This is a genomic window from Bradyrhizobium sp. UNPF46, assembly GCF_006658625.1.
GTDB lineage: Bacteria > Pseudomonadota > Alphaproteobacteria > Rhizobiales > Xanthobacteraceae > Bradyrhizobium > Bradyrhizobium nitroreducens.
Genome location: NZ_LFJB01000021.1, coordinates 140,392 through 165,848, shown reverse-complemented (window position 1 = coordinate 165,848; position 25,457 = coordinate 140,392). Strand labels below are relative to the sequence as shown.

At 63.8% G+C, this 25,457-nt stretch carries 28 protein-coding genes; 20 read left to right on the top strand and 8 right to left on the bottom strand.

The window, feature by feature from the left end:
• Positions 1–20 precede the first annotated feature (20 nt).
• Together UNPF46_RS10375 and UNPF46_RS10370 are read left to right on the top strand one after the other, a co-directional pair.
• Positions 21–890, top strand: coding sequence for a substrate-binding domain-containing protein (locus UNPF46_RS10375; protein WP_142249947.1), 870 nt, complete (start codon positions 21–23; stop codon positions 888–890).
• Positions 887–1,804 (top strand): DUF1932 domain-containing protein, encoded by a 918-nt coding sequence (locus UNPF46_RS10370; RefSeq protein WP_181769881.1) that lies wholly within the window; start codon positions 887–889, stop codon positions 1,802–1,804. Before UNPF46_RS10375 ends, UNPF46_RS10370 begins: the two co-directional genes overlap by 4 nt.
• A 16-nt stretch (positions 1,805–1,820) precedes the next feature.
• On the opposite strand, the gene UNPF46_RS10365 is transcribed toward UNPF46_RS10370, so the two are convergent.
• The 3 genes from UNPF46_RS10365 to UNPF46_RS10355 all read right to left on the bottom strand — a co-directional run bounded on the left by UNPF46_RS10365 (position 1,821) and on the right by UNPF46_RS10355 (position 3,826).
• Positions 1,821–2,141, bottom strand: a complete 321-nt coding sequence (locus tag UNPF46_RS10365; protein WP_100181532.1) for a hypothetical protein — start codon at positions 2,139–2,141, stop codon at positions 1,821–1,823.
• A 156-nt stretch (positions 2,142–2,297) separates the two neighbouring features.
• The gene (locus UNPF46_RS10360) at positions 2,298–2,561 is read right to left on the bottom strand and encodes a hypothetical protein (protein WP_142249945.1); all 264 of its coding nucleotides are present in this window, start codon (positions 2,559–2,561) and stop codon (positions 2,298–2,300) included.
• 23 nt (positions 2,562–2,584) lie between these two features.
• Positions 2,585–3,826, bottom strand: coding sequence for an amidohydrolase family protein (locus UNPF46_RS10355; protein WP_142249944.1), 1,242 nt, complete (start codon positions 3,824–3,826; stop codon positions 2,585–2,587).
• Positions 3,827–3,976: 150 nt separating this feature from the next.
• Between UNPF46_RS10355 and UNPF46_RS10350 the strand changes: the two genes are divergently transcribed.
• Positions 3,977–4,393, top strand: a complete 417-nt coding sequence (locus UNPF46_RS10350) for a nuclear transport factor 2-like protein (protein ID WP_100180478.1) — start codon at positions 3,977–3,979, stop codon at positions 4,391–4,393.
• Here the strand turns inward: UNPF46_RS10350 and UNPF46_RS10345 are convergent.
• Positions 4,390–5,148 carry a GntR family transcriptional regulator gene (locus tag UNPF46_RS10345; protein WP_100180479.1) on the bottom strand — a complete coding sequence of 253 codons (759 nt, stop codon included), beginning with the start codon at positions 5,146–5,148 and terminating at the stop codon, positions 4,390–4,392. The two genes, UNPF46_RS10350 and UNPF46_RS10345, sit on opposite strands and share 4 nt — an antisense overlap.
• Before the next feature lie 195 nt (positions 5,149–5,343).
• On the opposite strand from UNPF46_RS10345, the gene UNPF46_RS10340 reads away from it, so the two are divergent.
• From UNPF46_RS10340 to UNPF46_RS10310, 7 genes are all read left to right on the top strand, one after another.
• Positions 5,344–6,201, top strand: a complete 858-nt coding sequence (locus UNPF46_RS10340; RefSeq protein WP_245448497.1) for an ABC transporter ATP-binding protein — start codon at positions 5,344–5,346, stop codon at positions 6,199–6,201.
• Positions 6,201–6,977 carry an ABC transporter permease gene (locus UNPF46_RS10335; protein WP_142249943.1) on the top strand — a complete coding sequence of 259 codons (777 nt, stop codon included), beginning with the start codon at positions 6,201–6,203 and terminating at the stop codon, positions 6,975–6,977. Before UNPF46_RS10340 ends, UNPF46_RS10335 begins: the two co-directional genes overlap by 1 nt.
• 40 nt (positions 6,978–7,017) lie before the next feature.
• Positions 7,018–8,043, top strand: coding sequence for an ABC transporter substrate-binding protein (locus UNPF46_RS10330; RefSeq protein WP_100180482.1), 1,026 nt, complete (start codon positions 7,018–7,020; stop codon positions 8,041–8,043).
• A 16-nt stretch (positions 8,044–8,059) separates the two neighbouring features.
• Positions 8,060–9,499, top strand: a complete 1,440-nt coding sequence (locus tag UNPF46_RS10325; protein ID WP_142249942.1) for an amidohydrolase family protein — start codon at positions 8,060–8,062, stop codon at positions 9,497–9,499.
• A gap of 146 nt (positions 9,500–9,645) precedes the next feature.
• On the top strand, positions 9,646–10,554 hold the full coding sequence (locus UNPF46_RS10320; RefSeq protein WP_142249941.1) for an amino acid ABC transporter substrate-binding protein: 909 nt from the start codon (positions 9,646–9,648) through the stop codon (positions 10,552–10,554).
• A gap of 252 nt (positions 10,555–10,806) precedes the next feature.
• Positions 10,807–11,697 (top strand): hypothetical protein, encoded by an 891-nt coding sequence (locus UNPF46_RS10315; protein ID WP_142249940.1) that lies wholly within the window; start codon positions 10,807–10,809, stop codon positions 11,695–11,697.
• On the top strand, positions 11,610–12,338 hold the full coding sequence (locus UNPF46_RS10310; protein WP_142249939.1) for a DUF2272 domain-containing protein: 729 nt from the start codon (positions 11,610–11,612) through the stop codon (positions 12,336–12,338). Before UNPF46_RS10315 ends, UNPF46_RS10310 begins: the two co-directional genes overlap by 88 nt.
• Positions 12,339–12,378: 40 nt before the next feature.
• Here the strand turns inward: UNPF46_RS10310 and UNPF46_RS10305 are convergent, their stop codons facing one another.
• The 3 genes from UNPF46_RS10305 to UNPF46_RS10295 form a co-directional block, all read right to left on the bottom strand.
• Positions 12,379–13,590 carry an acyl-CoA dehydrogenase family protein gene (locus tag UNPF46_RS10305; protein ID WP_100180487.1) on the bottom strand — a complete coding sequence of 404 codons (1,212 nt, stop codon included), beginning with the start codon at positions 13,588–13,590 and terminating at the stop codon, positions 12,379–12,381.
• A gap of 27 nt (positions 13,591–13,617) precedes the next feature.
• Positions 13,618–14,727, bottom strand: coding sequence for a glycoside hydrolase family 172 protein (locus tag UNPF46_RS10300; protein ID WP_142249938.1), 1,110 nt, complete (start codon positions 14,725–14,727; stop codon positions 13,618–13,620).
• Positions 14,728–14,829: 102 nt separating this feature from the next.
• On the bottom strand, positions 14,830–16,455 hold the full coding sequence (locus UNPF46_RS10295) for a long-chain fatty acid--CoA ligase (protein WP_142249937.1): 1,626 nt from the start codon (positions 16,453–16,455) through the stop codon (positions 14,830–14,832).
• Between the two features lie 173 nt (positions 16,456–16,628).
• Here UNPF46_RS10295 and UNPF46_RS10290 point away from each other — a divergent pair, with 173 nt between their 5' ends.
• The 7 genes from UNPF46_RS10290 (at position 16,629) to UNPF46_RS10260 (ending at position 22,409) form a co-directional block, all read left to right on the top strand.
• Positions 16,629–18,482: a flavin-containing monooxygenase gene (locus UNPF46_RS10290; protein ID WP_142249936.1), complete on the top strand. Its 1,854-nt coding sequence runs from the start codon at positions 16,629–16,631 to the stop codon at positions 18,480–18,482.
• Entirely contained in the window at positions 18,479–19,282 is an 804-nt protein-coding gene (locus UNPF46_RS10285) for a shikimate dehydrogenase family protein (protein WP_142249935.1), read from the top strand. The genes UNPF46_RS10290 and UNPF46_RS10285 overlap by 4 nt, the downstream gene beginning before the upstream one ends.
• A 119-nt stretch (positions 19,283–19,401) precedes the next feature.
• The gene (locus UNPF46_RS10280; RefSeq protein ID WP_100181533.1) at positions 19,402–20,217 is read left to right on the top strand and encodes a lytic murein transglycosylase; all 816 of its coding nucleotides are present in this window, start codon (positions 19,402–19,404) and stop codon (positions 20,215–20,217) included.
• A gap of 110 nt (positions 20,218–20,327) precedes the next feature.
• Positions 20,328–20,549 carry a hypothetical protein gene (locus tag UNPF46_RS10275; RefSeq protein WP_142249934.1) on the top strand — a complete coding sequence of 74 codons (222 nt, stop codon included), beginning with the start codon at positions 20,328–20,330 and terminating at the stop codon, positions 20,547–20,549.
• A 12-nt stretch (positions 20,550–20,561) separates the two neighbouring features.
• On the top strand, positions 20,562–20,984 hold the full coding sequence (locus UNPF46_RS10270) for a hypothetical protein (protein WP_100180492.1): 423 nt from the start codon (positions 20,562–20,564) through the stop codon (positions 20,982–20,984).
• Between the two features lie 392 nt (positions 20,985–21,376).
• Positions 21,377–21,823, top strand: coding sequence for a MaoC family dehydratase (locus tag UNPF46_RS10265; RefSeq protein ID WP_142249933.1), 447 nt, complete (start codon positions 21,377–21,379; stop codon positions 21,821–21,823).
• Positions 21,824–21,911: 88 nt separating this feature from the next.
• The gene (locus UNPF46_RS10260; RefSeq protein WP_100181534.1) at positions 21,912–22,409 is read left to right on the top strand and encodes a hypothetical protein; all 498 of its coding nucleotides are present in this window, start codon (positions 21,912–21,914) and stop codon (positions 22,407–22,409) included.
• Positions 22,410–22,560: 151 nt separating this feature from the next.
• On the opposite strand, the gene UNPF46_RS38220 is transcribed toward UNPF46_RS10260, so the two are convergent.
• Entirely contained in the window at positions 22,561–22,965 is a 405-nt protein-coding gene (locus tag UNPF46_RS38220; protein ID WP_246668629.1) for a hypothetical protein, read from the bottom strand.
• Between UNPF46_RS38220 and UNPF46_RS10255 the strand changes: the two genes are divergently transcribed.
• The 3 genes from UNPF46_RS10255 to UNPF46_RS10245 all read left to right on the top strand — a co-directional run bounded on the left by UNPF46_RS10255 (position 22,936) and on the right by UNPF46_RS10245 (position 25,425).
• Positions 22,936–23,853, top strand: a complete 918-nt coding sequence (locus UNPF46_RS10255) for a helix-turn-helix transcriptional regulator (RefSeq protein WP_246668628.1) — start codon at positions 22,936–22,938, stop codon at positions 23,851–23,853. The two genes, UNPF46_RS38220 and UNPF46_RS10255, sit on opposite strands and share 30 nt — an antisense overlap.
• 235 nt (positions 23,854–24,088) lie before the next feature.
• Positions 24,089–25,054 carry a helix-turn-helix transcriptional regulator gene (locus UNPF46_RS10250; RefSeq protein ID WP_181769880.1) on the top strand — a complete coding sequence of 322 codons (966 nt, stop codon included), beginning with the start codon at positions 24,089–24,091 and terminating at the stop codon, positions 25,052–25,054.
• 122 nt (positions 25,055–25,176) lie between these two features.
• Positions 25,177–25,425, top strand: coding sequence for a DUF6894 family protein (locus UNPF46_RS10245; protein ID WP_097661078.1), 249 nt, complete (start codon positions 25,177–25,179; stop codon positions 25,423–25,425).
• The last annotated feature ends 32 nt before the right edge of the window (positions 25,426–25,457 follow it).

The window sequence follows — 25,457 nt, the reverse complement described above, 5'->3', positions numbered from 1 at the left end:
GGGCGAAGCGGAGCGGGCGGATGGATCGTCTCAAGCTGAAGGCCGTGCTCGGCAATCACCCCCACGTTCAGGCGGTGAAGAGCGGCGCGCTCCGCTCCGATCTGTTCGATCTCGATTTCGTCGAATACACGCCGACCAACGCGGCGTTCAAGCCGATGGTGCGCGAGCAAGCCTTCGACGTCTGCGAGATGGCGATCGTTACCTATCTGATGGCAAAGGCGCACGGCAAGCCGCTGGTGCTGCTGCCGGCGACCATGATGGGCCGCTTCCAGCATTCCTATGCGCTGTACAATCCCGCGAGAGGAACGCTCGGACCGTCCGATCTCGAAGGCAAGCGCGTCGGCATTCGCTCGTTCACGACGACGACGGGCGCCTGGATCCGGGGCATCCTCGCCAACGACTACGGCGTCAATCTCGACAAGATCCGCTGGGTGACCTTCGAGGATCCGCATGTCGCCGAATATGTCGACACCACCGAGCGCGCGCCGAAGGACAAGAAGGTGTTGCAGATGCTGCTCGACGTCGAGCTCGATGCGGTCCTCGGCGAGACCTCCAATGATCCGAACCTGAAGCCGCTATTCCCCGATCCGGCCGCAGAGGCCGCAAAGTGGTACGCGCGGCGTGGTGTCGTCCCGGTCAACCATCTCGTGGTCGTGACCGAAAGGCTCGCGAAATCGCGCCCCGACGTGGTCGAGGGTATCTATGATCTGCTCAAGCGCAACAAGGGCCAGATGGGACCTGCGGGACATCCCGACTTCGTTCCGTTCGGAATCGAGGCCAACAGAAAGCCGCTCGAGCTGATCGTCGACTACGCCTTCCAGCAGGCGCTGATCCCGCGGCGCTATGCCATCGACGAGCTATTCGACGAGACGACAGGAGGATTGAACTGATGGCGGATCCGAAGCGGTGGCAGATCGGGCTGGTCGGTTATGGCGAGGTCGGCCGGATTCTGGCCGAGGATCTGCGGCAACAGGACATCAAGGTCGCGGCCTATGACGTCAAGCTCGGGGGCGAGCAGGGCGCACCGCTGAAAGAGCATGCGGCCAAATTTGGTGTCGTGCTCGCGGCGTCTCATGCCGAGCTGACCGCGAAATCCGATTTCATCATCTCGGCCGTCACCGCAAGCCAGGCTGTTCCGGTCGCAAAGGCCTGTTCCGCAGCGATCAACCAGGGCACCTGGTTCCTCGATTTCAATTCGGCATCTCCCGGCGCCAAGCAGCGGGCTGCCGCGCTGATCGACGGCGCCGCTGGTCGCTATGTCGAGGGCGCGGTGATGACCTCGGTGCCGCCTTATCGCATCAAGGTGCCCCTGTTGCTCGGTGGTCCCGGCGCGAGGGAGCTGGAGCCGCTGCTGAATGCGATCGGCTTTGCCGCGAAGGTCGCGAGCGACGGGCTTGGGGTGTCATCGGCGGTGAAGATGTGCCGCAGCATCATGATCAAAGGTCTGGAGGCCATGGTCATCGAAAGCTTCACGACCGCGCGCGCCTATGGCGTCGAGGATGCGGTGCTGGCGTCACTCGCGGAGACGTTTCCTGCCATCAATTGGGAAAAGCAGGGCGCCTATTTCTTCCAGCGCGTGATCGAGCATGGTCGCCGCCGTGCCGAGGAGGTGCGTGAGGTCGCCGAGACCGTGCGTGAGGCGGGGCTGACGCCGTGGTCCGCGCAGGGCACGGCCGAGCGTCAGGCCTGGGTGGCCGATCTGGCCGATGAAGGGCTGTTCGGCATCAGGGGCACCAAGGAGTTTGCCCGCAGCGCGGATTGGCGTACCGAGGCAGACCGGATGTTGGCAAGAATCAAACGTTGACGCCGAACGCGAACGTTCAGCTTAGGACCCTGCCGTCGTCGCGATAGTTGGAGATTTCGTCCCGGGCGAGCTCGATCAGATCGACCAGGCTCTTGGCCTTGCGGACGACCTGCTCCCTGGCAGGCGCGGTGCGGAACTCGGTGACAATCATGCGGATGCACTTGTCCGCGGTATCCAGCGTCCAGAGCGCACGGGTCTTGTCGTCCTGCGTGTGGATCGCCGAGATATCGAGGCCAGATAGAACTTCGCCGATGCCGTTCAATCGCTTGACGGCGGTTTCGGCAGGTGTGCTGGCCCGGATCGATCGATAGTCGATGCTGTTGAATGCGCTGAACATATCCATAACTTCCCCAGAGAACGCAGACGGTCAGTGCGCATGTCCTAGTAGGGTTAGCAGGACCTTTCCCGCAACGCGTTGGGTTACGGTCCGGGATTTTACCGGACTCGGATTCAGCGGAGACTCGGCCGGAAAACGGTTGGAAACCTCCTGCGCTCAGCGACGTTTTCCGACGATCTTGCCGTCAGAAGCGACGAGCATACCTGCCTTGTACACAGCGCGGCCCTGCGGCACTGCGACCACCGTCGGGAACATCGGCCGCATTCGCTCGGCCGAAGTGATCTCGGCGATTCGGCCGACCTTGACGGCGGTATGGTGGCGGCCGCCGCCGTCAGAGCGCGCGTTGAGGAAGGCTTTGTCGAACGCCGTTTGGTTCCTCCGTCGATCAATTGCGGTGAGTATTGCGTACGCTGCGCGCAAGGCCAAGACGCAGCGAGGGCCGCTCAGCTCTGTGGGCGGAACAGGGTGGGCCGTTGCCGCTCGAAGGTCTGCCGGCCGCTCTTGAAGCCCATCACGATGTCAGGCAGCTCGGCGATGGCGAAGCGGCTGTCTTGCGTATCGAGCACGACGAGATCGGCGGGGTTGCCGACCTTGAGGCCGTAATCTTCGAGATTCATCAGCCGCGCCGGCAGCTCGGTGACGAGATCGAGGCAGGTGTCGAAATCGCTCACCGCGGCGTGAGCGACATTGGCGTAGAAGTTCGCCATCCGCAGCAGCGAGGCGTCGCCAAACGGCGTGAAGGGGTTGAGCACGTTGTTGGTCGCGACCGAACACACGACGCCGTCGCCCACGAGCTTGTGGGCGAGCGTCAGCCCGCGCGGCGCGTTGTGGGTGGCCTCGCGTCCCATCAGATAGAGATCGGTCGCGGGCAGCACGGTGACGGCGATGCCTGATCGGGCCAGTTGCGCGGTGGCGGCCTGCATCCGCTGCGGCGGCAAGGCCGAGAGCTTTGTCGCATGGCCGATCGCAACGCGCCCGCCGTAATTGCGCCGCTCGGTCTGCCGGCAGACCTCGTCGAGATGCCACCAGGAGGGATCGAGATCGAAGTCGAGATGGAGATCGACATCGACGTCGTATTCTTGCGCGAGATCGAAGATGCGCGCGAGATGGGCGTTCGGATCCGCGTCCATGTAGGGACAGCCGCCGACGGCCTCGCCGCCGTCGCGCAGCGCCTGCACCAGCAGTTCGTCGCTGCCGGGGTCGTTGGTCAGGCCTTCCTGCGGAAAGACGCAGAGCGACAGGTCGATCGCCCAGGCATGGTCGCGCTTGAGCGACTTGACCGCTTCGAAGCCGCGCAGGCCGATGCGCGGGTCGATCTCGACATGGGTGCGCATCCGCGTCGTACCGTTCAGGATGGCGCGTTCGAGCACCCTGGCGCCGCGTGCGTAGACATCCTCGACCGTGAAATCCTTCTTCATCCCGGCCACGGCGCGGATCGCTTCCGAGACGCTGCCGTGATTGTGCCCGCAGCGGCCGAGCAGGCAGGCCTTGTCGAGGTGGATGTGGGTGTCGACGAAGCCGGGCAGGGCAAGGTGCCCGCCGAGGTCGACCTCGACACCCTCGCAGGCAAGCCGCGGCTCCATCGCGGCGATCCGTCCGCCCTTCACCCCGATATCGACGGGTGCGGCGGATGATCGCAACAGCGCGTTGCGGAAAATCAGGTCGAAGGCGGTCTGCGCGGTCATGGCATCGAATTCAGCTGTGATAGCCTTAGCGGAAACGGTGAGCGCGGGCAGCTCCAGATTGTGTGCAGTTGTGTGGCCAGATTGTCCAAAAAATATGCATGCACTTTTTGGGTCGAATTGTAGAATGCCGGCACCTTTGGAGGCTCCACCATGTCCGCTCCCGCAAAAGCCGACCGCCCGATGACCGACGCCGAGATCGTGGAGGCCTATCTGACGGCCTCGATGATACCCGATCCCGATGCCGCCGCGGCCTATATGAAGCCCGGCACGGTGATCACGTTCACTGGCGGGCGAGAGTTCGATCATCCGCGCGGCCCGACCGGCTTCAATGCCAGGCGCTATCGCTGGGTGAAGAAGAAGATGGACCGGTTCGACGTCTGCCCCGGCGCAGACGAGACCGTCGTCTACAGCGTCGGCACGCTCTATGGCGAGTGGATCGACGGCACGCCGTTCGAAGGCAATCGCTATGTCGATCGCTTCGTCGTCAAGGGCGGGCAGATCGTGAAGATGGACGTCTGGAACGACAGCGCCGAGCGTATCCTCGTGCAGCGCGGGATCGAGGCCTAACCTCTCCGCGCCACTTTCGGCAATTTGACGACGCGGTCGCTCGTCACCTCGTCGGCATAAGGCGCGAGAATGTCGAGCAGGTCGCGGCCGCGCTGCGGCGTGGGGGCGACCAGCGCGCGATTGGCCACGGAATCCAGGTGATGGTGCATCAAGTCCATCACCTTGGCCTCGTCGCCCTTGGCCAGCGCAGAAATGATGGCGCGGTGCTCGTTGATGGCGCATTCGGTCGAATGCGGCCGGCTGTACAGCGACAGCGTCAGGCAGCAGCGATAGGCGACCTCGCTGACATAGCGCACCAGAATCGGGCTGTTCGTCATCTGCGCGAGCAGGATGTGGAATTCGGTGGCCAGGCGGATCGAGACCGCATCCGCGCCGCCGCGTGCGCCGTCCTCGGCGTCGACATGGGCATTCAGCTCCGCGATCTGCGCCTTGGTCAGCTTGCCCGCGAGCTGGCGGACGACGAGGCGTTCGAGCTCGATGCGGATGTCGAAGGCGTCGCGCGCCTCCTGCCAGCTCGGGGTCGCCACCACCGCGATGCGGTTGCGACGCAGCTCGACGAGACCCTCGGCGGCGAGTTGCCCCAGCGCGTGGCGCGCAATGGTGCGGCTGACGCCGAAGCGCTCGCCGAGGGCATCTTCGGGCAGTTTCGCGCCGGGCTCCAGCGCCTGCTCGATGATCGCACGTCGCAGCGCGCGGCAGATCACACTGACCTTGTCCGACGATTCAGAAGTCTTGCTGGTGCTGCGCGCCGCCATCGGCGAATCCTTGAGGAGGTCGAAGCTTCTCTCTAGCACAGCCTTGCGGCGATCCGGCGCCCCAATTGCATGCAGTTTGGGGGCTGGATTGCCCAAATCGAGTCCGGCCGTTTGGCGGTGCGTTCCGCCAAATCATTGATTCTAAGGGGCTGGCCGGCTGGCATCCAGCTTGCATGCACTTTGGCTGTGATGCGCATGCAACCCAACGCCCAATTCGACGGCCGGCCTGTTCCCGAAGGCGTTGCCGCAACCGCGATCGAGCTGTCCGAGGCCTCCGTGACCTTCGGGCGCGGCGACCGCGCCGTGCCGGCTCTGTCGAAGACCACGCTGAAGATCGGCGACGGCGAGTTTGTCGCACTGGTCGGCCCGTCCGGATGCGGCAAATCGACCATTTTGCGTCTGGTCAGCGGCCTGGTGCAGCCGACCAGCGGCGTCGTCATCGTCGGCGGGCGCGAGGTCGCGGCGCGGGCGATGCGGGTCGGCATGGCGTTTCAGAACCCGACCATGCTGCCGTGGATGACGATCGAGCGGAACATCATGCTGCCGCTCAAGATCGTCGAGCCGTTCCGCTCCAGCTTCCGCAGGCTCCGCAAGACCGAATTCCGCGACAAGGCCAATGCGCTGCTGGAGCAGGTCGGCCTCAAGGGATTTGGCAGCCGCTATCCCTGGCAGCTCTCCGGCGGCATGCTCCAGCGCGCCAATCTCTGCCGCGCGCTGATCCACGAGCCGCGCATGCTGCTGCTGGACGAGCCGTTCGGCGCGCTCGACCAGTTCACCCGCGAGGAGCTGTGGGCGATCCTCCAGAACCTCTGGATGACGCACAAGCCGACGGTGCTGCTGGTCACGCACGACCTGCGCGAGGCCGGCTTCCTCGCCAGCCGCATCTGCGTGATGAGCTCACGCCCCGGCCGCATCCTCGACGACAGCCGCGTCGATTTCGCCCGGCCGCGCACCGTCGCCATGACCTTCGAGCCGGATTTCGTCGCGCTGAACCAGAAGCTGCGCGCCTTCATCGAAGATGCGCGCAGCGCTAGCGAACAGGGGGCAGGCTGATGTTCGGGATCGATATCAGGCAGAAGGCGTGGTCGGCCGGACTGATCGTGCTGTTCTTCGTCGCCTGGGAATTGTTCTGCCTGATGACGGGCATGTCGGACCTCGTGCTGCCGCGGCCGTCGCAAGTGTTCGTGACGCTGGTTCAGCGCTTCCCGGTGCTGTGGCCTCACATCGTGCAGACACTCGCGACCACGATGTTCGGCTTCGTCCTTGGCGTCGCGCTCGGCGTTGCCCTCGGCGCGATCATCGGCGTGTCGAAGACGGCCTACGACACCTGCTATCCGCTGCTGATTGGCTTCTCCTCGATTCCCAAGGTCGCGGTGGTGCCGATCTTCGTGCTGTGGTTCGGATCCGGCACGGTGCCTGCGGTGCTGACGGCGCTGTCGATCTGCTTCTTTCCGATCGTCGTGAATATCGCGACGGGCCTTGCGACCACCGAGCCCGAGCTCGAGGACGTGCTGAAGGCGCTCGGCGCCAGCAAGTTCGACATCCTCTGGAATGTCGGCTTGCCCCGGACGATGCCGTTCTTCTTCGCTTCGCTGAAAGTCGCGATCTCCTACGCTTTCGTCGGCGCGGTGCTGTCGGAGACGGTCGCTTCCAACCGCGGCATCGGCAACGTCATGATGACCGCGTCCTCCAATTTCAACGTGCCGCTGGTGTTCGCGGGCCTGTTCGTGCTCGCGGGCCTCGGTGTCGCGCTCTACGTTGTGTTTTCGCTGATCGAGAGCCGCGTCACCGGCTGGGCCACGCGCAAGAACGACGTGATTGCCACCTGATTTTCTGAACCGTCACGCAACGAAGCTTGAGGAGGTCTCGATGTTGAGAAAAGTAACTGCCGCGCTGCTGGGATTGGCCCTGTCCACGGGGGCCGCGATTGCCCAGGAGACCACGATCAAGTTCACGCTGGGCTGGAAGACCCAAGGCAGCGATGCCGCCTTCTTCTACGCCAAGGATCATGGCTTGTTCAAAGAGGAGGGCCTCAACGTCGTCATCGACCAGGGCGAGGGCTCGGGTGCCACCGTGACGCGCATCATGTCCGGGGCCTACGACGCCGGCTTCGGCGACGTCAACGCCATCATCCAGAACGCCTCGACCAAGCCGCAGGAGGCGCCCGTCATGGTCTACATGATGTGGAACCAGCCGCCATTCGCGATCGTCGCCAAGAAAACCAGCGGCATCAACACCATCAAGGATTTCGAGGGCCACACCCTCGGCGGCGCGCAGGGCACGCCGACGACCCGCCTGCTGCCGGTGTTCACGCGCAAGAACGGCCTCGACGGCGAGAAGATCAAGATCTCCAACATGGCACCGAATCTCCAGGAGCCGATGCTGATCAAGGGCGATATCGACGGCGCGCTCGTCTTCAACATCACCAGCTATTTCAACCTGGTGCTGAACCGGCAGGACCCCGACAAGGACTTCAAATGGTTCTCGTTCGGTGAGTACGGTCTCGACCTCTATTCCAACGGCGTAATGGTCTCCAAGAAGTTGATCGCGTCGAACCCGAAAGCGGTCGCGGGTCTCGTGCGTGCCATCAACAAGGGCGCGATCGCGGTGGCCAAGGACCAGAACGCCGGCATGAAGGCTGCGCTGAATTACGACAATCTGATCGACGTCGCGGTCGAGAAGCGCCGGCTGCAATATTCCTTCGACAAGCTGATCGTCTCGCCGGAGATGAAGGAGATCGGTGTCGGCGACATCAAGGACGATCGCATGACGCGCGCCATCGGCATCATCGTCGAAGGCTATCAGCTCGCCCGCGCGCCGGCTACGGCCGAGGTGTTCTCGCGGGAGTTCCTGCCGCCGCGTGCCGAGCGGGAGCTGGTGTATACGGCCAACTGAGCCCGGAGAGACCGTCATGGCCACGGAGGTTTCGGCGACCAGCCTGTTCCGTGGCCCTGATCTGGGCATCCGCGACAATGTCGTGCTGCGGCACGAGGCCGGTGTCATCGCCGACATCTCGGAAGGAGCGGAGGCCGGCAGCGGCACGCGCTCCTTCGTCATTCCGGCCTTCGTCAACGCCCACGATCATGCCCGCGCCACGGCATCGTCCTTTGGCGCGGTCGGCATGCCCCTGGAAAGCTGGATCCTGCGCACCGCGCTCGGCACACCGGTCGATCCCTACCTGACCGCCGCCTCCGCGCTGGCCCGCTCGGCCAAGGCCGGCTGCGCGGCCATGATGGTGCACTACACCCGCCCGAGCGGGACGATGCCGTTGCTCGACGAAGCCAAGGCGATCGCAAGAGCGGCGTCCGCCGTCGGCATCCGCATGGCCTTTGCGCTCGCGGTGCGCGACCAGAACCCGATCGTTTATGGCGATGCCGAGCCGGCGCTCTCGGGACTTCCCGCCCACGATCGCAAGGCCATCGAAGATCTCTTCATCCGCGCGCCAATGTCGCCCAAGGCCTATATCGAGCTGACCGACGCCATTGCCGCCGCCATCGCCGGCCCGATGATCGACGTGCAGCTCGGGCCCGCCGGCGTGCAATGGTGCTCGAAGCCGCTGCTGGAGGCGGTTGCCGAGAATTCGGCGCGGGCGGGCCGGCGCATCCACATGCATCTGCTGGAGACCGTGTATCAACGCGCCTGGGCTGACCAGAACTTTCCGGACATGGTGCGCTGGCTTCGCGACGTTGGTTTCCTTTCGGAGCGGCTGACACTGGCGCACTGCATCCACGCCCGCCCGGACGAGCTGGAGATGATCGCTGCGTCGGGTGCGCGCATCGTCACCAATTTCAGCTCGAACATGCATCTGCGCTCGGGCCTCGCCCCGATCGCCGCCGCACACAAATGCGGCTGCGCCATCGCGGTCGGCGTCGACGGGCTGGCGCTGGACGAGGACGACGACATCCTGCGCGAGATGCGGCTGGTGCAGATGGCCCATGGCGGCCTGGGATTCAAGGCAACATGGACACCGGCCGAGCTGTTCTCCCTGGCCATCCGCAATGGGCGCCGTGCCACCGGGGCGCCCGGGAGCGGGGAGCTCGTCGCCGGCAACCCGGCCGACTATGTCGTGATCGACCTCGATCGGCTCGATCGCGACCGGATCATGCCTGTCGATCCCATGACGCTGCTGTTTGCGCGCGGCAACGCTTCGCTGGTCAAGCAGGTCGTCGTTTCAGGCAGGACGATCGTCGGCGACGGGGCGTGTACCGGCGTTGACCTGCCGGCCATCGAGCAGGAATTGCGGGCGATGTACCGCGCCAATGTCGGCAAGCTCGACGGTCTCAAGCGGATGTGGCCGGCCCTGTCGGAACGGGTCGCCGGCTGGTTCGAGCAACAGCTCACCTGCGACTAAGGCGGGAAGCGGCGTCGCCTTGGTCTGGCCGATACAAAACCGCGATAGCTGATCAGCGGAACCTCGTCTGGCGATCGGTGCTGCTCTGGGCTATCACACGCGCGGCTGTGCGCTGGCACGGCCGACACCTATTCAAGGAGCTCCCGATGCGTCTTCCTACCCTTTTTCTGGCCGTCACATGCCTTGCGGGCACAGCTTCGGCTGAAGATCTCACCGGCACGCTCCAGAAAATCAAGGAGACCAAGAAGATCACGCTCGGCTATCAGGAAGCGTCCGTCCCGTTCAGCTATCTCGACGGCAACCAGAAGCCGGCCGGCTTTGCCATGGACATCTGCCTCAAAATCGTCGATGCCGTGAAGAAGCAACTCAATATGCCCGACATCGCCGTCGACACGCTTGCCGTGACCTCGTCGAACCGGATTCCCTTGATGGTCAACGGCACGCTCGATCTGCACTGCTCGGCGACCACGAACAACGCCGACCGCCAGAAGCAGGTCGCCTTCACCAATACGCACTTCCTCAGCGCAACGCGGTTCGCCGCCAAGAAGGCCGCGAAGATCAACACCATCGACGACCTCAGGGGCAAGGCGGTCACGGCCGTGGCCGGCTCGGTCAACCTGACGCAACTCGCCAAGGTCAATACGGACCGCAATCTCGGCATCAACATCATGCCGGCGAAGGACCAGGCCGAGGCTTTCCTGCTCCTGGAAACCGACCGCGCCCAGGCCTACGCGCTCGACGACGTGCAGCTCGCGGTCGCGATCGCGCGCTCCAAGGAGCCGCAAGCCTTCATGATCAGCGAGGAGGCGTTCTCGAAGCCGGAGCCTTACGGCATCATGCTGCGCCGCGAGGATGCCCCGTTCAAGGCGCTCGCCGATCGCGCGACCGCGGAGCTCTATGCGAGCCCGGAGATCGAGGTGCTCTACAAGAAATGGCTGCAATCGCCGACGCCGCCGAACGGCCTCAACTACAACGTCCCGATGTCGGCCGCCCTGCGGAATGCCTTCAAGAAGCCGAGTTCGAGCGCGGATCCGGATGTGTACGTGGCGAATTGAGCCGAGGGCGCAAGGTCGCCATTGACGCGGCCCCACCGCAATGGGCTCGGCCGTCGATCAGTGCCTGAAACTAAGCGGTAGCGTGGCCTCCGCGAGACTGCGCTTCACCCGGGATACGGTTTCGCTGCTTCATTTCGCGATGCAACGCGGCTGCTTGCTGCGTTGCTTTGCAGTGTCACTTTGGTCTTGCGGCTCCTTTGATTGCGTTGTTAGTATTTAATCACTTACAAGTTGTTTTTTCAGGAGACATTTGTGGCTGTTCATTTTGATGTCGTGCGCGACGGCGCACACTTTTCCGCACGTCCGGACAATGGTGAACCCTTTGCGATCGGACAGAAGGTCAGATACCGCAACAAGAAGACCGGCGTTGAGCGATTTGGCCTCTCGAACGACGGCAACTATTTTGGCTCAGCCGAAGCCAAGAAGTGGCTTTACCTCGCGAAGGACTATCATGACGTCTACCCGTTCTGGTCCGATTTCATCGAGCCGACGGCCATCTGCGAGGGGCAGAGCTTTCTGTCTCTGAACACCTATGACCGGGCGCGGTTCACGTTCGGGTTCGGTCAGTTCGCTGCGCACGTGCCGGACGGGGATTTCATTCGCTGGTTCAGGGATATGCTGCAACGCCCCGAGGCGCTGGACTACTTCCCGAACCTCGAAGTGCTGAATGGGCGCATCGTCAAGGTCGAAGAGAACAAGACCCTTCCGATGGAAACGGCAAACTCGACCGAGGCATTGCAACTGTACCTCAATCCAACCCTGGACGAGGTTGAGGATTCAGAGGTGATCGGCGCCGCAAAGTTCATTCATTGGACGACGAGCGTGCCGGGGGCGCGGCTGTTGCAAGTCCAGCACATGGTGACGACGGCGCGCGCACTCGTCCGCGAAGCGGACAAGCGTCTCGGCCTCGATGGTATGACGGCCGATATCTGCTGCGTCGTCATGGACATTCGTCATCAGGGCCGGGCTGCCTTCGCGGACATGCAGAAGGCCCTGCTGGACGGCAAACCGTTCGACGCGTTGCTGGAGGTGGGGAGTGACAACGAGCCGGGGCGTTGCGCGAATTTGAAGACGGCGCTCGCTACGAGGCGCACAAACCTCAAGAAGAAGCGGTGGTCCCGCTCCATGGGCGAATTCGTCTGAGGAGCCGGATCATGACGATTGCGGAATCCCTGGTCGAGATCGCCCGGCGGGAGTGGACGCGTTGGGGCGGCCCCGCCGAGACAATCGACGGACGTCTGATCGGCTTCACGAGCGACCGAATGGAGGCGGATGCGCCATTCTGGACTTATGTCGGTGAATACTGGAAGGCCGTCGGCAGCCATCTGGACGGGAGAGATTCCCCGGCCTGGTCGGCTGCCTTCATTTCCTATTGCTTCCGCGAGGCGGGAGCCGCCAAGAAGTTTCCCTACAACGAGAATCATTCCCTCTATGCTGCGGACATCGACAGCGGTCGTTTCCCCGGCCTCTCGCTGCAGGATCCAGCCTCGACATCACTGGTGACCGGCGATCTCGTCTGGGCAAGCCGCAGCGGAGATGGCTGTCGGGCGCCGCCGCGGAGCTTTGCCGAAGCCAAGAGCGAATTGAAGCGGATTCGCGCTGGGAAAGCGGACAGCTTTTGCAGTCACTGCGACATCGTCGTCGCTGTGCGCACGGGTGAGGCCGACGTGATTGGTGGTAACGTCAAGAACGCTGCGACGCGGACGACCTATCGGCTGGACGTCCACGGGTGCATCAGAGACGGCCGCCGCAACTTTGTTGGGATCATCAAGAACTCGCTCTGATCCTGGCGGGCGAGCCGCACGGCTGCCTCGCCCGCACGGTTCAAGCGTTCGAATATTTCTTCAGCTCGAACCGCGCGATCTGGTTGCGGTGCACTTCATCCGGGCCGTCGGCGAGCCGCAGCAAGCGCGCGGTCGCATAGGCCTGGGTCAGGCCGAAATCGTTCGAGGTGCCGCCGCCGCCATGAGCCTGGATCGCCCAGTCGATGATCTGGCAGGCCATGTTGGGCACGGCAACCTTGATCATCGCGATCTCGGCCTTCGCCACCTTGTTGCCGACCGTGTCCATGGCATAGGCGGCGTTGAGCGTCAGCAGCCGGGCCTGCTCGATCATGATGCGGGCTTCCGCGATGCGCTCCTGGGTCACGGTCTGCTCGGAGACCGGCTTGCCGAAGGCGACGCGGCTGCGCACCCGGCGGCACATCTTTTCCAGCGTGCGTTCGGCGAGGCCGATCAGCCGCATGCAGTGGTGGATACGGCCGGGGCCGAGGCGGCCCTGCGCGATCTCGAAGCCGCGGCCTTCGCCGAGCAGCATGTTCTCCTTCGGGACCCGCACATTGGTGAAGACGACCTCGGAGGCGCGATCAGGCACGCCGTAGAAGCCGAACACGGGCAGGGGACGTTTCACCTCGATGCCCGGCGTGTCCATCGGCACCAGGATCATCGATTGCTGCTTGTGGCGGTCCGGGTTGTCGGGATCGGTTTTGCCCATGAAGATGCAGATCTTGCAGCGCGGATCCGTCGCGTTGGTCGTGTACCATTTGCGCCCGTTGATGACGTAATGGTCGCCGTCGCGCACGATCGAGCTCTCGATGTTGGTCGCGTCGGACGAGGCGACCGCGGGCTCCGTCATTGCAAAGCACGATCGAATCTCGCCGGCGAGCAGCGGCTTCAGCCAGCGCTCCTTGTCCTTCTCGGTGCCATAGCGCTCCAGCACCTCCATGTTGCCGGTGTCGGGCGCCGAGCAGTTGAACACTTCGGGCGCCAGATGCGAGCGGCCCATGACTTCGCAGAGCGGGGCATATTCGAGGTTGGAGAGGCCGGCGCCGTGGCTGGACTCCGGCAGGAACAGATTCCACAGGCCTTCCGCGCGCGCCAGCGGCTTCAGCTCCTCGACGACCGGATAGACCTTCCACGGCCCGAGCTCCTCGGCCTCGCGATAGAAGCGCTCCTCGTTCGGATAGATGTGCCGATCCATGAAGCTCTCCAGCTTGCGCTTGAGCTCGACGACTTTGGGCGACATCGGGTAGAGCATCTCTGGTCTCCTTGAAGGATCGGCGGTTTAGCCGATTTCGAGATAATCGGGCCCCGGCAGAGCTGGAAACGGAGTGGTCGGCAGCGTCTGGTACCAGAACGCGACGGACGCGATGTCGTCCTGCAAGGGAAGGTACCTGGCCTCCTTCACGCCCTGCAGCCAGCCGAGCGCCTGGATCGTCACGCGCAGATCGCTCCGAAAGCGCACGGGATCCGGAATGTGCCAGCGGTAGAGCCCGAAGCGCTGTTGCGACTTGTAGACGCCGTCGGGGCGGATCACCTGCGGCAGGCCGGAGTAGGGTGTGGTGAATTCCTGGTAGCGCGATTGCCCCTGACCGCCATGCGCGACATGAGGATCGAAATTATAGGCGCCGCAGAAATAATCCTCGGTGCCGGTGCCGCAGATGGTGGGGAATTCGCCGTCGCCATCGATGAAGAACTTGATCTCGCCTTCGCCCCACCAGCCATTGTTGTTGACGCCCCAGGCCATGTAGGTGCCGACATAGTGGCCGGCGCCCTTGACGCCATCCAGGATGGTGTAGACGTCCTTGTAGGGCAGCGGATTGGTGCGGCGGAACTGCGCATGGAAATAGGCGCAGTCCTCGGGCACGTCGGTCAGCGTGTAGTTGATCTGGTAGTAGACGGTGAGCTGCTCTTCGCTGCGGTTCTCCAGCGTGAAGCGCGCGCGCTTGCGAAACGGCATCTCCCAGTAGCAGTTGAAGGCGCGGCCGGGATTGACGCAGACCGCGAGCGAGGACACCTGCGCGAACTCTTCCCAGCCGCAGGCGAAGAAATCGCCGGCCGGGCACTCGACGCTGGGGTGTTCCTGGCCGTCCCAATAGATGCGCAGGATCGAATGGCGCAGGCGCCCGCGCGCCAGCGTCATCCAGATCTGCTGGATCGCGCCCTGTCCGGCGATGTCGGCGAGCGTGAAGGTCGCGCCAGGTTCGACGACGACGTAAGGAGAGACCTTCCAGCCCTGGCCGAGATCGCGGGCCTGGCGCGCCGCGGGGCCGTCGACGGACATGCCGCCCTTGCCCTTCTCGCCGGTGAAGTTCTCGGGGCTGATCGAGCGTGTCTGCGCATCCGACAGGCGCGACAGATTGCCGAGATGCAGACCCAATCCGGAAAACGCCATGGTGTCCTCGATCCAAGGTGAGCGAGGCCTCGCTATATCGCTCCTCGATCTACCAAAAGATGAAGACCGCGCGCGGAATTGTCCGCACGCGATCGAACGCCGTCACGCGAGGCGATACTCCCTGAACTTGTCGCGCAGTGCCGACTTCAGCACCTTGCCGGTTCCGGTCATCGGGAATTCGTCGAGGAATTCGACGGCGTCCGGCATCCACCAGCTCGCGATCTTCGGGCGCATGTGCTCGAGCAGCGTCTTGCCGTCGACGGTCGCACCCTTCTTGCGGACGACGAGGAGCAGGGGGCGCTCCTGCCATTTCTCATGGTGAATGGCCACCACCGCGGCCTGAAGCACATCGGGATGCGACAGCGCGACGTCCTCGAGCTGGATCGATGAGATCCATTCACCGCCGGACTTGATCACGTCCTTGGAGCGGTCGGTCAGCGTGACGTGGCCTTGTGGGTCGATCACGGCCATGTCGCCGGTAATCAGCCAGCCGTCCCGGTCGAGGCCTTCGTCCAGCTTCATGTAGCCGGACGCGACCCAGGGGCCGCGCGCGCGCAAATGGCCGACGGTCTTGCCGTCGCGCGGCAGCTCATTGCCGGCATCGTCGACGATGCGCAGGGCCGTGCCGAAGCAGGCGCGGCCCGACACCTGGCGCCGGTCGAATTTCTCCTTGTCGCTGAGATGCTCCGAGCCCGGCCGCAGGCCCGGCATCGAGCAGCCCAGCGCCTCGGTCATGCCCCAGGCCTGGATGTAATCGATGTTGTAGTCGCGCTTGAGCTTCTCGACCATCGCGCGCGGCGGCGCCGAGCCCGACGACAATGTTGCGCGCAGCGTTGAGAACTTGTTGCCGGTGCGGCCCAGCCAGTCGAGCAGGATCAGCCAGAAGCTCGGCACGCCCGCGGACAGCGTCACCTTCTCGCCCTCGAGCAGTTCATAGAGCTTGTCGGGCTCGTAATTGCGGCCGGGCAGCACCAGCTTGGAGCCGGTATAGGGCGCGGTGAACGGCATGTTCCAGCCGTTGCCGTGAAACAGTGGCGCCATCGGCATCATTACCTCGCGTACGCCTTCGACATGGCCCGGCAGGAAGTCGAAATTGCAGCAGGTCATGGTCTGCAGGATCGCGGCGCGGTGCGAGTAGATCACGCCCTTCGGATTGCCGGTCGTGCCCGAGGTGTAGCAGATGGTGGACGCGGATTTTTCGTCGAACTCCGGCCAGGCGAAGCCGGCGTCGTTCTCTCGTCCCAGCAATTCCTCGTAGCAATGGACATTGGCGAGCTTGGTCTCCGGCATCCGCTCGCGCGAGGACATCACGACGTAGGCCTCGATCGTCTTCAGCTGCGGCGCGATCGCCTCGACGATCGGCAGCGTCGCGCGGTCGATGAACAGCAGGCGGTCCTCGGCGTGGTTGATGATGTAGACCAGCTGTTCGGGAAACAGCCGCGGGTTGACGGTGTGCAGCACGTAGCCCATGCCGGGCGCGGCGTAGAACATCTCGAAATGACGGTGGGTGTTCCAGGCCAGCGTGCCAACGCGGTCGCCTTGCTTCATGCCGAGCCGCTTCAGCGCCAGCGCCATGCGCTTGATGCGCGGATGCGCCTCGGCATAGGTGGTGCGATGGATGTCGCCCTCGATCTCGCGCGCGACGATCTCGGCTTCGCCGTGATAGTCCGCGGCGTACTGGATGAGGCCGCTGATCAGGAGCGGCATATCCATCATCAATCCCTGCATGGTTTCCTCCGGATTGCCATGTCGTTGCATGGCGCATGTGATTTGCGCGCGAGGTTAGCGGAACGTCGCGCGGCGTTCACGCAAAAAGCATGGGACGCGATTGCATGCGTCACTTTTTCGGGGCTAACTGATCCGAGCTGCCGGCGAAGCAGCGTTCGCCGTGGAGGAAATGGATGTCAGCGGAAAGACACAAGACCGGTGCAGCCGGCGGACCTACGGTGGACATTGCGGCTCTCCGTGCGCGTTATCGCGACGAGCGCGACCGCCGTTTGCGTGCCGAGGGCAAGGCTCAGTATGTCGAGGTCACAGGCGGCCTCAGTCGCTACCTCGACGACCCCTGGGCCGATCCCGGATTTGTGCGCGCCCCGTTCAGCGAAGAGACCGAAGTGCTCGTCGTCGGCGGCGGCTTCGGCGGTCTGTTATGTGGCGCGCGCTTGCGCGAGGCCGGCATCGACGATTTCCGCATCGTGGAAAAGGCTGCCGATTTCGGCGGCACTTGGTACTGGAATCGCTATCCCGGCGCCGCCTGCGATACCGAGAGTTACATCTATCTGCCGCTGCTGGAGGAGACCGGCTATATGCCGGTGCGCAAATACGCCCGGGCGCCTGAGATCTACGAGCACTCCCGCCGCATCGGCCATCATTTCAAGCTCTACGAGCGCGCGCTGTTTCAGACCGTCATCTCGCGGATGGCATGGCAGGAGGACGAGGCGCGCTGGCTGGTCGAGACCGATCGGGGCGACCGGATCCGCGCACGCTTCGTCATTCTCGCCGGAGGTCCGCTGAGCCGGCCGAAGCTGCCGGGCATTCCCGGCATCGAAACGTTCAAGGGCCACAGCTTTCATACCAGCCGTTGGGACTACGGCTACACCGGCGGCAATGCGGATGGCGGCCTGACCGGACTTGCCGACAAGCGCGTCGGCATCATCGGCACCGGCGCCACCGCCGTGCAGTGCGTGCCGCATCTTGGCCGCTCCGCGAAGGAGCTCTACGTCTTCCAGCGCACGCCCTCGGCGATCGGCGTGCGCGACGACCGCCCCACGGACCAGGCGTGGGCGCAAAGCCTCGAGCCCGGCTGGCAGCGCGAGCGCATGGACAATTTCACCGCCGTGATCTCAGGCGAGCCGTTCGAGAAGGATCTGGTGCAGGACGGCTGGACCGGCCTGCTCGGCGAGATCCTGCTGGCGCCGCGCCGCCAGGAACAGCCGGTCACCTCGATGGAGGAGGCGCTGAAGGTCATCGAGCAGGCCGACTATCGCAAGATGGAGGAGATCCGTGCCCGCGTCGATGCGGTCGTCAGAGACAAGGCGACTGCGGACGCGCTCAAGCCCTGGTACAAGGCGTTCTGCAAACGGCCGTGCTTTCACGACGAATATCTCGACACCTTCAATCGTCCGAACGTTCATCTCGTGGACACCAAAGGGCAGGGCGTCGAACGCATCACGGAGAACGCCGTCGTCGTGGAGGGCAAGGCCTATGAGCTCGACTGCCTGATCTACGCCAGCGGCTTCGAGGTCGGCACGGACTACGCCCGCCGCATGGGCTTCGAGGTTTACGGCCGCGACGGCATGAGCCTGTCCGAGCGCTGGCGGGGCGGAGTCAAGACCATGCACGGCTTCTACAGTCGCGGCTTTCCGAACTGCTTCCTGATCGTCACGGTGCAGGCCGGCCAGAGCGCCAACTTCCCGCACATCATCGACGAGCAATCGCAGCACATCGCCTACGTCATCGATCAGGCGCGCAAGCGTGGCGCCCGGACGCTGGAGCCGACGCTTGCCGCCGAGAACGCCTGGGTCGAAGAGGTCGTCAAGGCCGCGATCGGCCGCCAGACCTATCTCGCCGAATGCACGCCCGGCTACTACAACAACGAGGGCGTGTTCGATCCGGTCGCGGCCAGAAACAGCCAATATTGGCGCGGGCCAATGGCGTTCCTGCGGCTGCTCGACAAATGGCGGAAGGAAGGCAATCTGGAAGGCCTCGAACTGACCGTGGGGGACGGCTCCCCAGTTCCGGCTCGAACGGCATGATCCCGGCCCCAACAGGTGCGACGCGGCTTTACGTCATCGTTGGTGATCCCATCGCCCAGGTGCGCTCGCCCGCCGGCGTCAGTGCCGCCTTTGCCGCGCGGGGGCACGATGGCATTCTCATGCCCGTTCAGGTCGCGCCGGCGGATTTGTCCGATTTCCTATCGGTCGCGACGCGGCTGAAGAATCTCGACGGCATCGTCGTGACCATTCCGCATAAGTTCGCCTGCTACCGGGCCTGCACGAGCGCGACCGATCGCGCCCATTTCCTCGGTGTCGTGAACCTGATGCGGCGGCGCGCCGATGGCTCGTGGCATGGCGACATGGTGGATGGTCTCGGCTTCGTCGGTGCGGCACGGACGAAGGGGATCGCTCCCGCAGGCATGCAGGCGCTTCTTGTCGGCGCAGGCGGTGCGGGGTCGGCGATTGCACTCGAGCTGGTCGAGGCCGGCGTCAGCGAGCTTGCCATTCATGATGGCCTGGCCGAGCGCCGCGACGCGCTGATCTGTCGCCTCAACGGTCTCGGCAAGGCGGCCGTGCGGGCCGGCACCATGGATCCTTCCGGCTTCGATTTTGTCGCCAATGCGACGCCCGCGGGGATGAAAGAAGGCGATCCGCTGCCGGTCGATGTCGCGCGGCTCGCGCCGTCCGCCTATTGCGGCTGCGTCATTACCAGGCCCGAGGTCTCGCCCTTCATCGCGGCGGCCCGCAGCATCGGCTGTGTCACGGGCACCGGCACGGACATGTATCGGCAGCACCAGAGCATCATGGTGGATTTCCTGCTGGAAGCGGATGAGGCGTGACTGCTGGTGTCAAGGGCTTTGACTGGATTGATTGTAGCCGCCGGGACTTGAGCGATTGCAGTTGACGTAGGATCATGCGCTCGCGCGAGCCGGTCGCGCGCCAGCAGAAGGAACGCGCAATGATCAACGGCAGGACAGTCGCAACGGCGGTGATTGGCGCGACCGCGCTGCTGCTCTCTCTGCCCATGGCCGAGGCCGCCACCTGCGGCAACGGGCCCGGCGGCTTCGAGGCCTGGAAGCGCGAGTTCAGTGCGGAGGCGCAGGGCAAGGGCATCGGCCAGACCGCGCTCTCGGCCCTCATGCAGACCAATTATGCTAGTGCCACCATCGCCGCCGATCGCGGCCAGCGCAGTTTTTCGCTGACGCTCGACCAGTTCCTCGCCAAGCGCGGTGCCACCACCATCGTCGCCAAGGGGCGGCAGCTCAAGCAGTCGCAAGGGGCCTTGTTCGCCTCGATCCAGCAGCGCTATGGCGTCCCGCCCGGACCCTTGATCGCGATCTGGGGCATGGAGACCGGATTCGGCAGCCAGCGCGGTAATCAGAACATGCTGTCGTCGATCGCAACCCTTGCCTATGACTGCCGCCGTCCCGAATTCTTCACCGACCAGCTCTACGCCGCCCTGAAGCTGATCGACCGCGGCACGCTGTCGGGGGCGACCCGCGGCTCCATGCACGGGGAGGTCGGCCAGACCCAGTTCATGCCCAAGAACATCCTTGCCTATGGCACCGGCAATCTCGAAGTCGCCGCCAATGCCCTGAACTCGACGGCGAATTTCCTCAAGGCCCATGGCTGGCGCGCGGGAGCCGGATACCAGCCGGGCGAGCCGAATTTCGCCGCCATCGAGGCCTGGAATGCTGCGGGCGTCTATCAGAAGGCAATCGCGCTGATGGGCCGGCAGATCGATGAGGGCGGAGGGGCGGCCGTCTCGCGCTGATCAGTTCAGCAAGGCGTGATGCGCCGGCGCGAGAAAGTTGTTGCCATTGGGAACCGACGGCACGAGGTTTGCTTTGATCAGATTCAGGGCTGGGCATGAGGAGACTCAACATGGCAACCCAGATCGTGATGGACCAGACTGGCGATACGCGCCACGAGTTTGATCCTGGCAATGCCGAGGCGCTGGCGCGAGCCGAACGGCGCTTTCGGGAGCTGACCGGCGCGGGCTTCACCGCCGCCCTTCGAAACGGACCCGGCGAGATCACCCGCATCAGATCGTTCGACCCGACCGCGCAGGAAACGCTGTTCTACCCGCGCCTGGTCGGCGGCTGATCTGAGCTGCTCATGATCGCGGCAGTTTGGCTCCGCGCGCCGGCGCGTGCGCGTCTGCATGCGCTGCGTGAACTCTATCGGCGGTTCTTCGGCGAGAACACGCCTGATGCCCGTGGCCGCCGGCTTCTGGCCGAATGGCTATCGCCGGCGCAGCGCGCCCAATTCGAGCAATACCGCTATTTCGACGTCGTCGGGTGTGACACCGGCAAGACCTACCGCATCCACTACGGTACGGCCGCCAATGTCCACGAGATCGACGAGGCCGGCATTGCGACGATGGGGTGGTGCTTCGTCCCGTCGGGTTTTCTGGTTCCGGGCGACGTGATGCTGGCGCAGAAGATCGCGCTCGAGACGGACGAGAAGGGGGCATTGGCGCTTGCCAACCGGTTTCCACCGGCAACGCATTCGGAGCATTTCTACCGGCGGCCGTTCTAGCTGCCCCCAGCGACGATACCCTCAATAGTGCGTGGTGCGGTAGGCATCCAGCGCATGCGCCGCGAAAACGCCGACGCTGCAGAGGGCGAGCAGGGCGGAGATCAGCTCGATCATAGCTCGTCCTCCTGTGGCGGTTGGGCGACGAGGTTTTGACAGCAGGAATATTCGTAGATCAGGTCGAGGAGGAATTGCATGGTAGCCGTCCCTGTATTTATTTTGACAACCACTTAGACGGCCATCTGTTTCAGGCGTGTTTCGTCGCATCAGGAAAGGGGTTTCGCATGGAACCCCGGGCTGGCTTGTGCGCTGCAGAGCCGCTACATCCCGCTTTTGGTTAACGTCTTCGGCCGCGCCGTGCGGCGAGGTGATCCATCACATTGCGAGGCAAAATCATGGCGCGGGTCGAGTGGTTCGACGATCTCAGCATCGGAATGCGGTTCAAATCGCCCGAAATGGTGGTGACCGAAGCCGACATCAAGCGCTTCGCAGCCGAGTTCGATCCGCAGCCGATGCATCTCGACCATGAGGCGGCCAAGGCGACCTTGTTCAAGGGGCTCGCAGCCTCGGGATGGCACACCGCCGCGATCGCCATGAACCTTGCGATCCAGACCCGCCCCTTCGGACCGCATCCGCTGATCGGTGCGGGCGTCGACGGGCTGCGCTGGATGATGCCGGTGCGGCCCAATGACCGCCTGCATCTGGTCGGGGAGGTCATGAGCCTGACGCCCTCCAAGTCGAAGCCGCAGGGCATCGCGCTGGTGAAGTGGACCATGGTCAACCAGGACGGCGAGGAGGTCTACACCTTCACCCCGATCGCGATCGTGCCGCGCCGAGGTTAGGCGCGTCGTTCGCCTGCCGGGTCCGAGGCCCTTGCGGCTGTCCCGAAGAGGTGGTCATCTCTGTGCGGGGAACGTGCTGGAGGCCGACATGAAGCGATTCCTTCTCGCCGTTTGGCTGGCTGCGGGTGCCATGGGCACCGGGCCGGCGCTTGCGCAACAATCCAAGGTCGGCGACTGGACCATCGAAAAGCGGACGCAGGATACGCATTGCAATGCGAGCCGCGGCTACAAGGACAAGGACGACGAGAACCGCGACTACGTCATCGTCATCACCTATTCCGAGAAGGCGATCGTCATCGTGATGATCTACGACGGCTGGGAATGGGAGAAGGTCGGCGAGATCCTCCGGGCCGATGTCGGCACCGATGATGCGGACATCATGAAGAAGGCGAAGTGGGAGGTCATGGACAAGACCACCGTGCGCGGGATCTTCGAGTACGACCAGTCGCTGATGGACCGCCTGTCGAAGGCAAAGCGCCTCACGCTCGATTTCGAGGACGATGACGACGATAGTATCGAGATGCAGATCCCGCGCGCCGGCGAAGCGCTGGCGGCGTTGAAGTTCTGCGAAGAGAACCGGAAATAAGTTGCCGACGCCGCCCGTGAAGGCGACAAGACGGCGGCCATGAAGTCGATCGCAGCGAGCAGGCGCGTGACTCTTCGCACACAGTCGGCGCGCTGTTCGCATTTATCCTAGTCTTTGGCGAAACCGTCCAAGCCGCCTCCTGCGGTTGACGTTACGCAAGGACGATGTTCGATATTCCAGCATCTGGCTGCAACTTTTTTTCATTGTCGAAGGCGGCGATTGACCGGCCCGCCTTCTCCGCCGGTTCCCCGACTGCGGGCCCTTCGTCTCGCGCGAGCCACACGCAGATGGCGTCGTCCGCCCGATGACGACCCAGCAGGCAGATCGGTTCTCGTCCCTCATCGGCGAGATTTACGATGCGGCGATCGACCCCGCGTTGCGCAGCGGCGCGCTGGAGCAGGTTGCGCATTTCGTCGGCGGTTGTGCCGCGATGATCGTCTCCAGGGATTCGGCGCGGCTCTCGATCGAGATTCATCAGCATTTCGGAGCCGATGCCCGCTTCCGTCAGCTCTATCGCGACCGCTATGTGGAATTCGATCCGCTGCTCGATCGTCATCTCAATCTCGCGCCCGAGCAGACGATCGGCGTGACCGACATCATGCCTCATGCGGATTTTCTGGAGACGACCTTCTATCGCGAATGGATGGAACCGCAGGGGGCGATAGACCTCGCGACCGTCGCGCTGGAGAAGACAGCCGCCCGCACCACGGTCCTGCAGGTGCTGCGCCATCGTTCACGTGGAACCGTCGACGACGCGATGCGGGAGCGCATGCGGCTGCTGGCTCCGCACATCCAGCGATCGCAGATCATGGGCCGGCAGATTCGGGCTCGTTCCCATACGGTAGACGATCTCGCCGACGTTCTCGATGGATTGAACACGGCGATCTGCCTGCTCGACGCAGACGGCCGGGTCGTCCATGCCAACGCGGCGTGCCGCCAGCTGTTCGCCGATGCCAATCTGCTCGCGATGGTCGGCGACCGGATCGTGGCTCGCAACACCCAGACCGACAAAATATTCCGCAGCCTGTGCGAAATCGATGGAGGCGCACGACGTCAGATCGAGCTTGCGACGGCGGCTGATGGACAGCATTATCTGCTTCATGCCTTTCCGCTGAAGCGGGATCGCAGTCTGCCACGGGATATCGCAGCCACGATGCTCTTCGTTCAAAGAGCTTCCATGCTGCCGTTGCTCGCAGCCGACGCGATCGCAGCGGCCTTCAGGCTGACGCCGTCCGAATTGCGCGTGCTGATGGCGATCATCGAGATCGGGGGAGTTCCCGATATCGCAGCAAAGCTAGGCATCGCCGAAACCACCGTGAAAACGCATCTCGGTCGCTTGTTCGAGAAGACGGGCGCCGGCAGGCAGGCCGATCTGGTGAAGATCGCCGCCGGCTTTGCCGTGCCCTTCGCGCGGCGGACGAGCGGTGATGACAGGGCCACGTAGTACGTCTTGTCCTGCCTCGCTGTTACGCACTGCGCTCTCAATCCATTGTGATGTGTCCGACTCCTAGGTCCTCCGAACGCAGGACGCGAGCCATTTGAGACTTTCGTATATCGCGTTCCGGAAATAATGAGCAGCGTACGCCGCACGAACATGCCGCGACGGCATCGAACGCGTATGAGGAAACGACAACGTACGGCCGGCCTGCTCGTCGGTTGGAGAGATTGCAGTGAGCAGCATGGTTGATTTTTCCGTTCTCAGTGTTTCAACGAATGAAATTCCAGAAGGCGAGCGCATCCCGATGCTTCGCGATTTCTATCGTCGCGGGGTGCTGAAGGCAGAAGTCGAGGCAAGGGAAGGAAAGCCGGCTGCGGCGAGCTTCACGTCTCATGTCCTGCCGGAAGCCCAGCTGTTGATCGGAGGGCTGTGCGGAGCGCGGGTCATTCGCACCAAGCAGCTGGTGGCCGATGGCGATGACAGTCTCGCTCTGATCGTGAACAGGTCCGGCGTTCTCGGGATATCCGAGCGGGGACACGATCTGAGGCTCCATGCAGGCGAGGCGGTGCTGACGAGCGCGGAGGACGTCACGACGTTCGAGCGATTGCTGCTGGGCAGCTGCTTCTCGCTACGCGTACCGAGACGGGTGCTGGCGCCGATGATCGTGGACGTCGATGATGCCGTGATGCGCGTCATGCCGGAAAGTTCCACCGGGCTCAGGCTGCTGGTCGACTACGCGGTGACGCTGGTGCGGGAGAAGGCGTTTGCGACGCCTGAGCTCCGGCAGCTCGGGGTCGGGCATCTGCACGATCTGCTGGCGCTCGTCCTTGGTGCGACCGGCGAGGTGCGGGAGTTGGCCGGACGGCGCGGCGTCAAGGCGGCTCGGCTCCAGAAAGCGAAAGTCTCGATTGCCAACAATTGCTGGCGGCAGGATCTGTCGGTGGCCTCGGTTGCCCAGGAGCTCGGCGTGACGCCGCGATATCTCCAGCGCCTGTTCGAGGCCGACGGAAAGACCTTCTCGTCCTTCCTGATCGAGCAGCGCGTCAAGCGCGCGCATCGCATGCTGAGGGAGCCCGGATACGCCGAACGAACGGTGAGCTCGATCGCCTACGACGTCGGCTTCGGCGATCTCTCGTATTTCAATCGTTGCTTCCGGCGAACCTATAACGCGACGCCGAGCGACATCAGGAGCGGCGAGGTGGCGTGACCACGCGCGACTGAATTCCAGCCATCTGCCGATTTCGATCAGCAGACGGGGATCCGACGTGATCCCTGATTGCGAAACCATGACCCAAGCATTGCGTGCGGCATCCGTAGCCGGAGTATTGAATGCGTCGTTTCTTTTTCGACCTCCTGGTCGGCAATATCGTGAAGATCGATCCCGGCGGCATGGTGTTCGAGCAGACCAGCGCGACCTTCGTCGTCGCCGACGAGATGGCAAGGCACCTGTTCGTATGGCGCGACGATCTGCGTGATCGCGACGCCTTTATCCGCGTCAGGGACGCTGGCGGGAACGAGATCTACCGCGCGCCGGTCTGGGCGGAGAATTCAGAGAAGGTCGGCTGGGACCGGGCGTAGCTCCTTTGGGGAAGGTGTCGCAACTGCGCACC

Bases quoted from the DNA above. Each gene is read 5' to 3' on its own strand.
- UNPF46_RS10375 (WP_142249947.1), top strand. From the start codon at position 21: ATGGATCGTCTCAAGCTGAAGGCCGTGCTCGGCAATCACCCCCACGTT.
- UNPF46_RS10365 (WP_100181532.1), bottom strand. From the start codon at position 2,141: ATGTTCAGCGCATTCAACAGCATCGACTATCGATCGATCCGGGCCAGC.
- UNPF46_RS10355 (WP_142249944.1), bottom strand. From the start codon at position 3,826: ATGACCGCGCAGACCGCCTTCGACCTGATTTTCCGCAACGCGCTGTTG.
- UNPF46_RS10350 (WP_100180478.1), top strand. From the start codon at position 3,977: ATGTCCGCTCCCGCAAAAGCCGACCGCCCGATGACCGACGCCGAGATC.
- UNPF46_RS10345 (WP_100180479.1), bottom strand. From the start codon at position 5,148: ATGGCGGCGCGCAGCACCAGCAAGACTTCTGAATCGTCGGACAAGGTC.
- UNPF46_RS10340 (WP_245448497.1), top strand. From the start codon at position 5,344: ATGCAACCCAACGCCCAATTCGACGGCCGGCCTGTTCCCGAAGGCGTT.
- UNPF46_RS10335 (WP_142249943.1), top strand. From the start codon at position 6,201: ATGTTCGGGATCGATATCAGGCAGAAGGCGTGGTCGGCCGGACTGATC.
- UNPF46_RS10330 (WP_100180482.1), top strand. From the start codon at position 7,018: ATGTTGAGAAAAGTAACTGCCGCGCTGCTGGGATTGGCCCTGTCCACG.
- UNPF46_RS10325 (WP_142249942.1), top strand. From the start codon at position 8,060: ATGGCCACGGAGGTTTCGGCGACCAGCCTGTTCCGTGGCCCTGATCTG.
- UNPF46_RS10320 (WP_142249941.1), top strand. From the start codon at position 9,646: ATGCGTCTTCCTACCCTTTTTCTGGCCGTCACATGCCTTGCGGGCACA.
- UNPF46_RS10305 (WP_100180487.1), bottom strand. From the start codon at position 13,590: ATGCTCTACCCGATGTCGCCCAAAGTCGTCGAGCTCAAGCGCAAGCTG.
- UNPF46_RS10300 (WP_142249938.1), bottom strand. From the start codon at position 14,727: ATGGCGTTTTCCGGATTGGGTCTGCATCTCGGCAATCTGTCGCGCCTG.
- UNPF46_RS10295 (WP_142249937.1), bottom strand. From the start codon at position 16,455: ATGCAGGGATTGATGATGGATATGCCGCTCCTGATCAGCGGCCTCATC.
- UNPF46_RS10290 (WP_142249936.1), top strand. From the start codon at position 16,629: ATGTCAGCGGAAAGACACAAGACCGGTGCAGCCGGCGGACCTACGGTG.
- UNPF46_RS10285 (WP_142249935.1), top strand. From the start codon at position 18,479: ATGATCCCGGCCCCAACAGGTGCGACGCGGCTTTACGTCATCGTTGGT.
- UNPF46_RS10280 (WP_100181533.1), top strand. From the start codon at position 19,402: ATGATCAACGGCAGGACAGTCGCAACGGCGGTGATTGGCGCGACCGCG.
- UNPF46_RS10275 (WP_142249934.1), top strand. From the start codon at position 20,328: ATGGCAACCCAGATCGTGATGGACCAGACTGGCGATACGCGCCACGAG.
- UNPF46_RS10270 (WP_100180492.1), top strand. From the start codon at position 20,562: ATGATCGCGGCAGTTTGGCTCCGCGCGCCGGCGCGTGCGCGTCTGCAT.
- UNPF46_RS10265 (WP_142249933.1), top strand. From the start codon at position 21,377: ATGGCGCGGGTCGAGTGGTTCGACGATCTCAGCATCGGAATGCGGTTC.
- UNPF46_RS10260 (WP_100181534.1), top strand. From the start codon at position 21,912: ATGAAGCGATTCCTTCTCGCCGTTTGGCTGGCTGCGGGTGCCATGGGC.
- UNPF46_RS38220 (WP_246668629.1), bottom strand. From the start codon at position 22,965: ATGACGATCGAGCAGCGGATCGAATTCCACATAGCGGTCGCGATAGAG.
- UNPF46_RS10250 (WP_181769880.1), top strand. From the start codon at position 24,089: ATGGTTGATTTTTCCGTTCTCAGTGTTTCAACGAATGAAATTCCAGAA.
- UNPF46_RS10245 (WP_097661078.1), top strand. From the start codon at position 25,177: ATGCGTCGTTTCTTTTTCGACCTCCTGGTCGGCAATATCGTGAAGATC.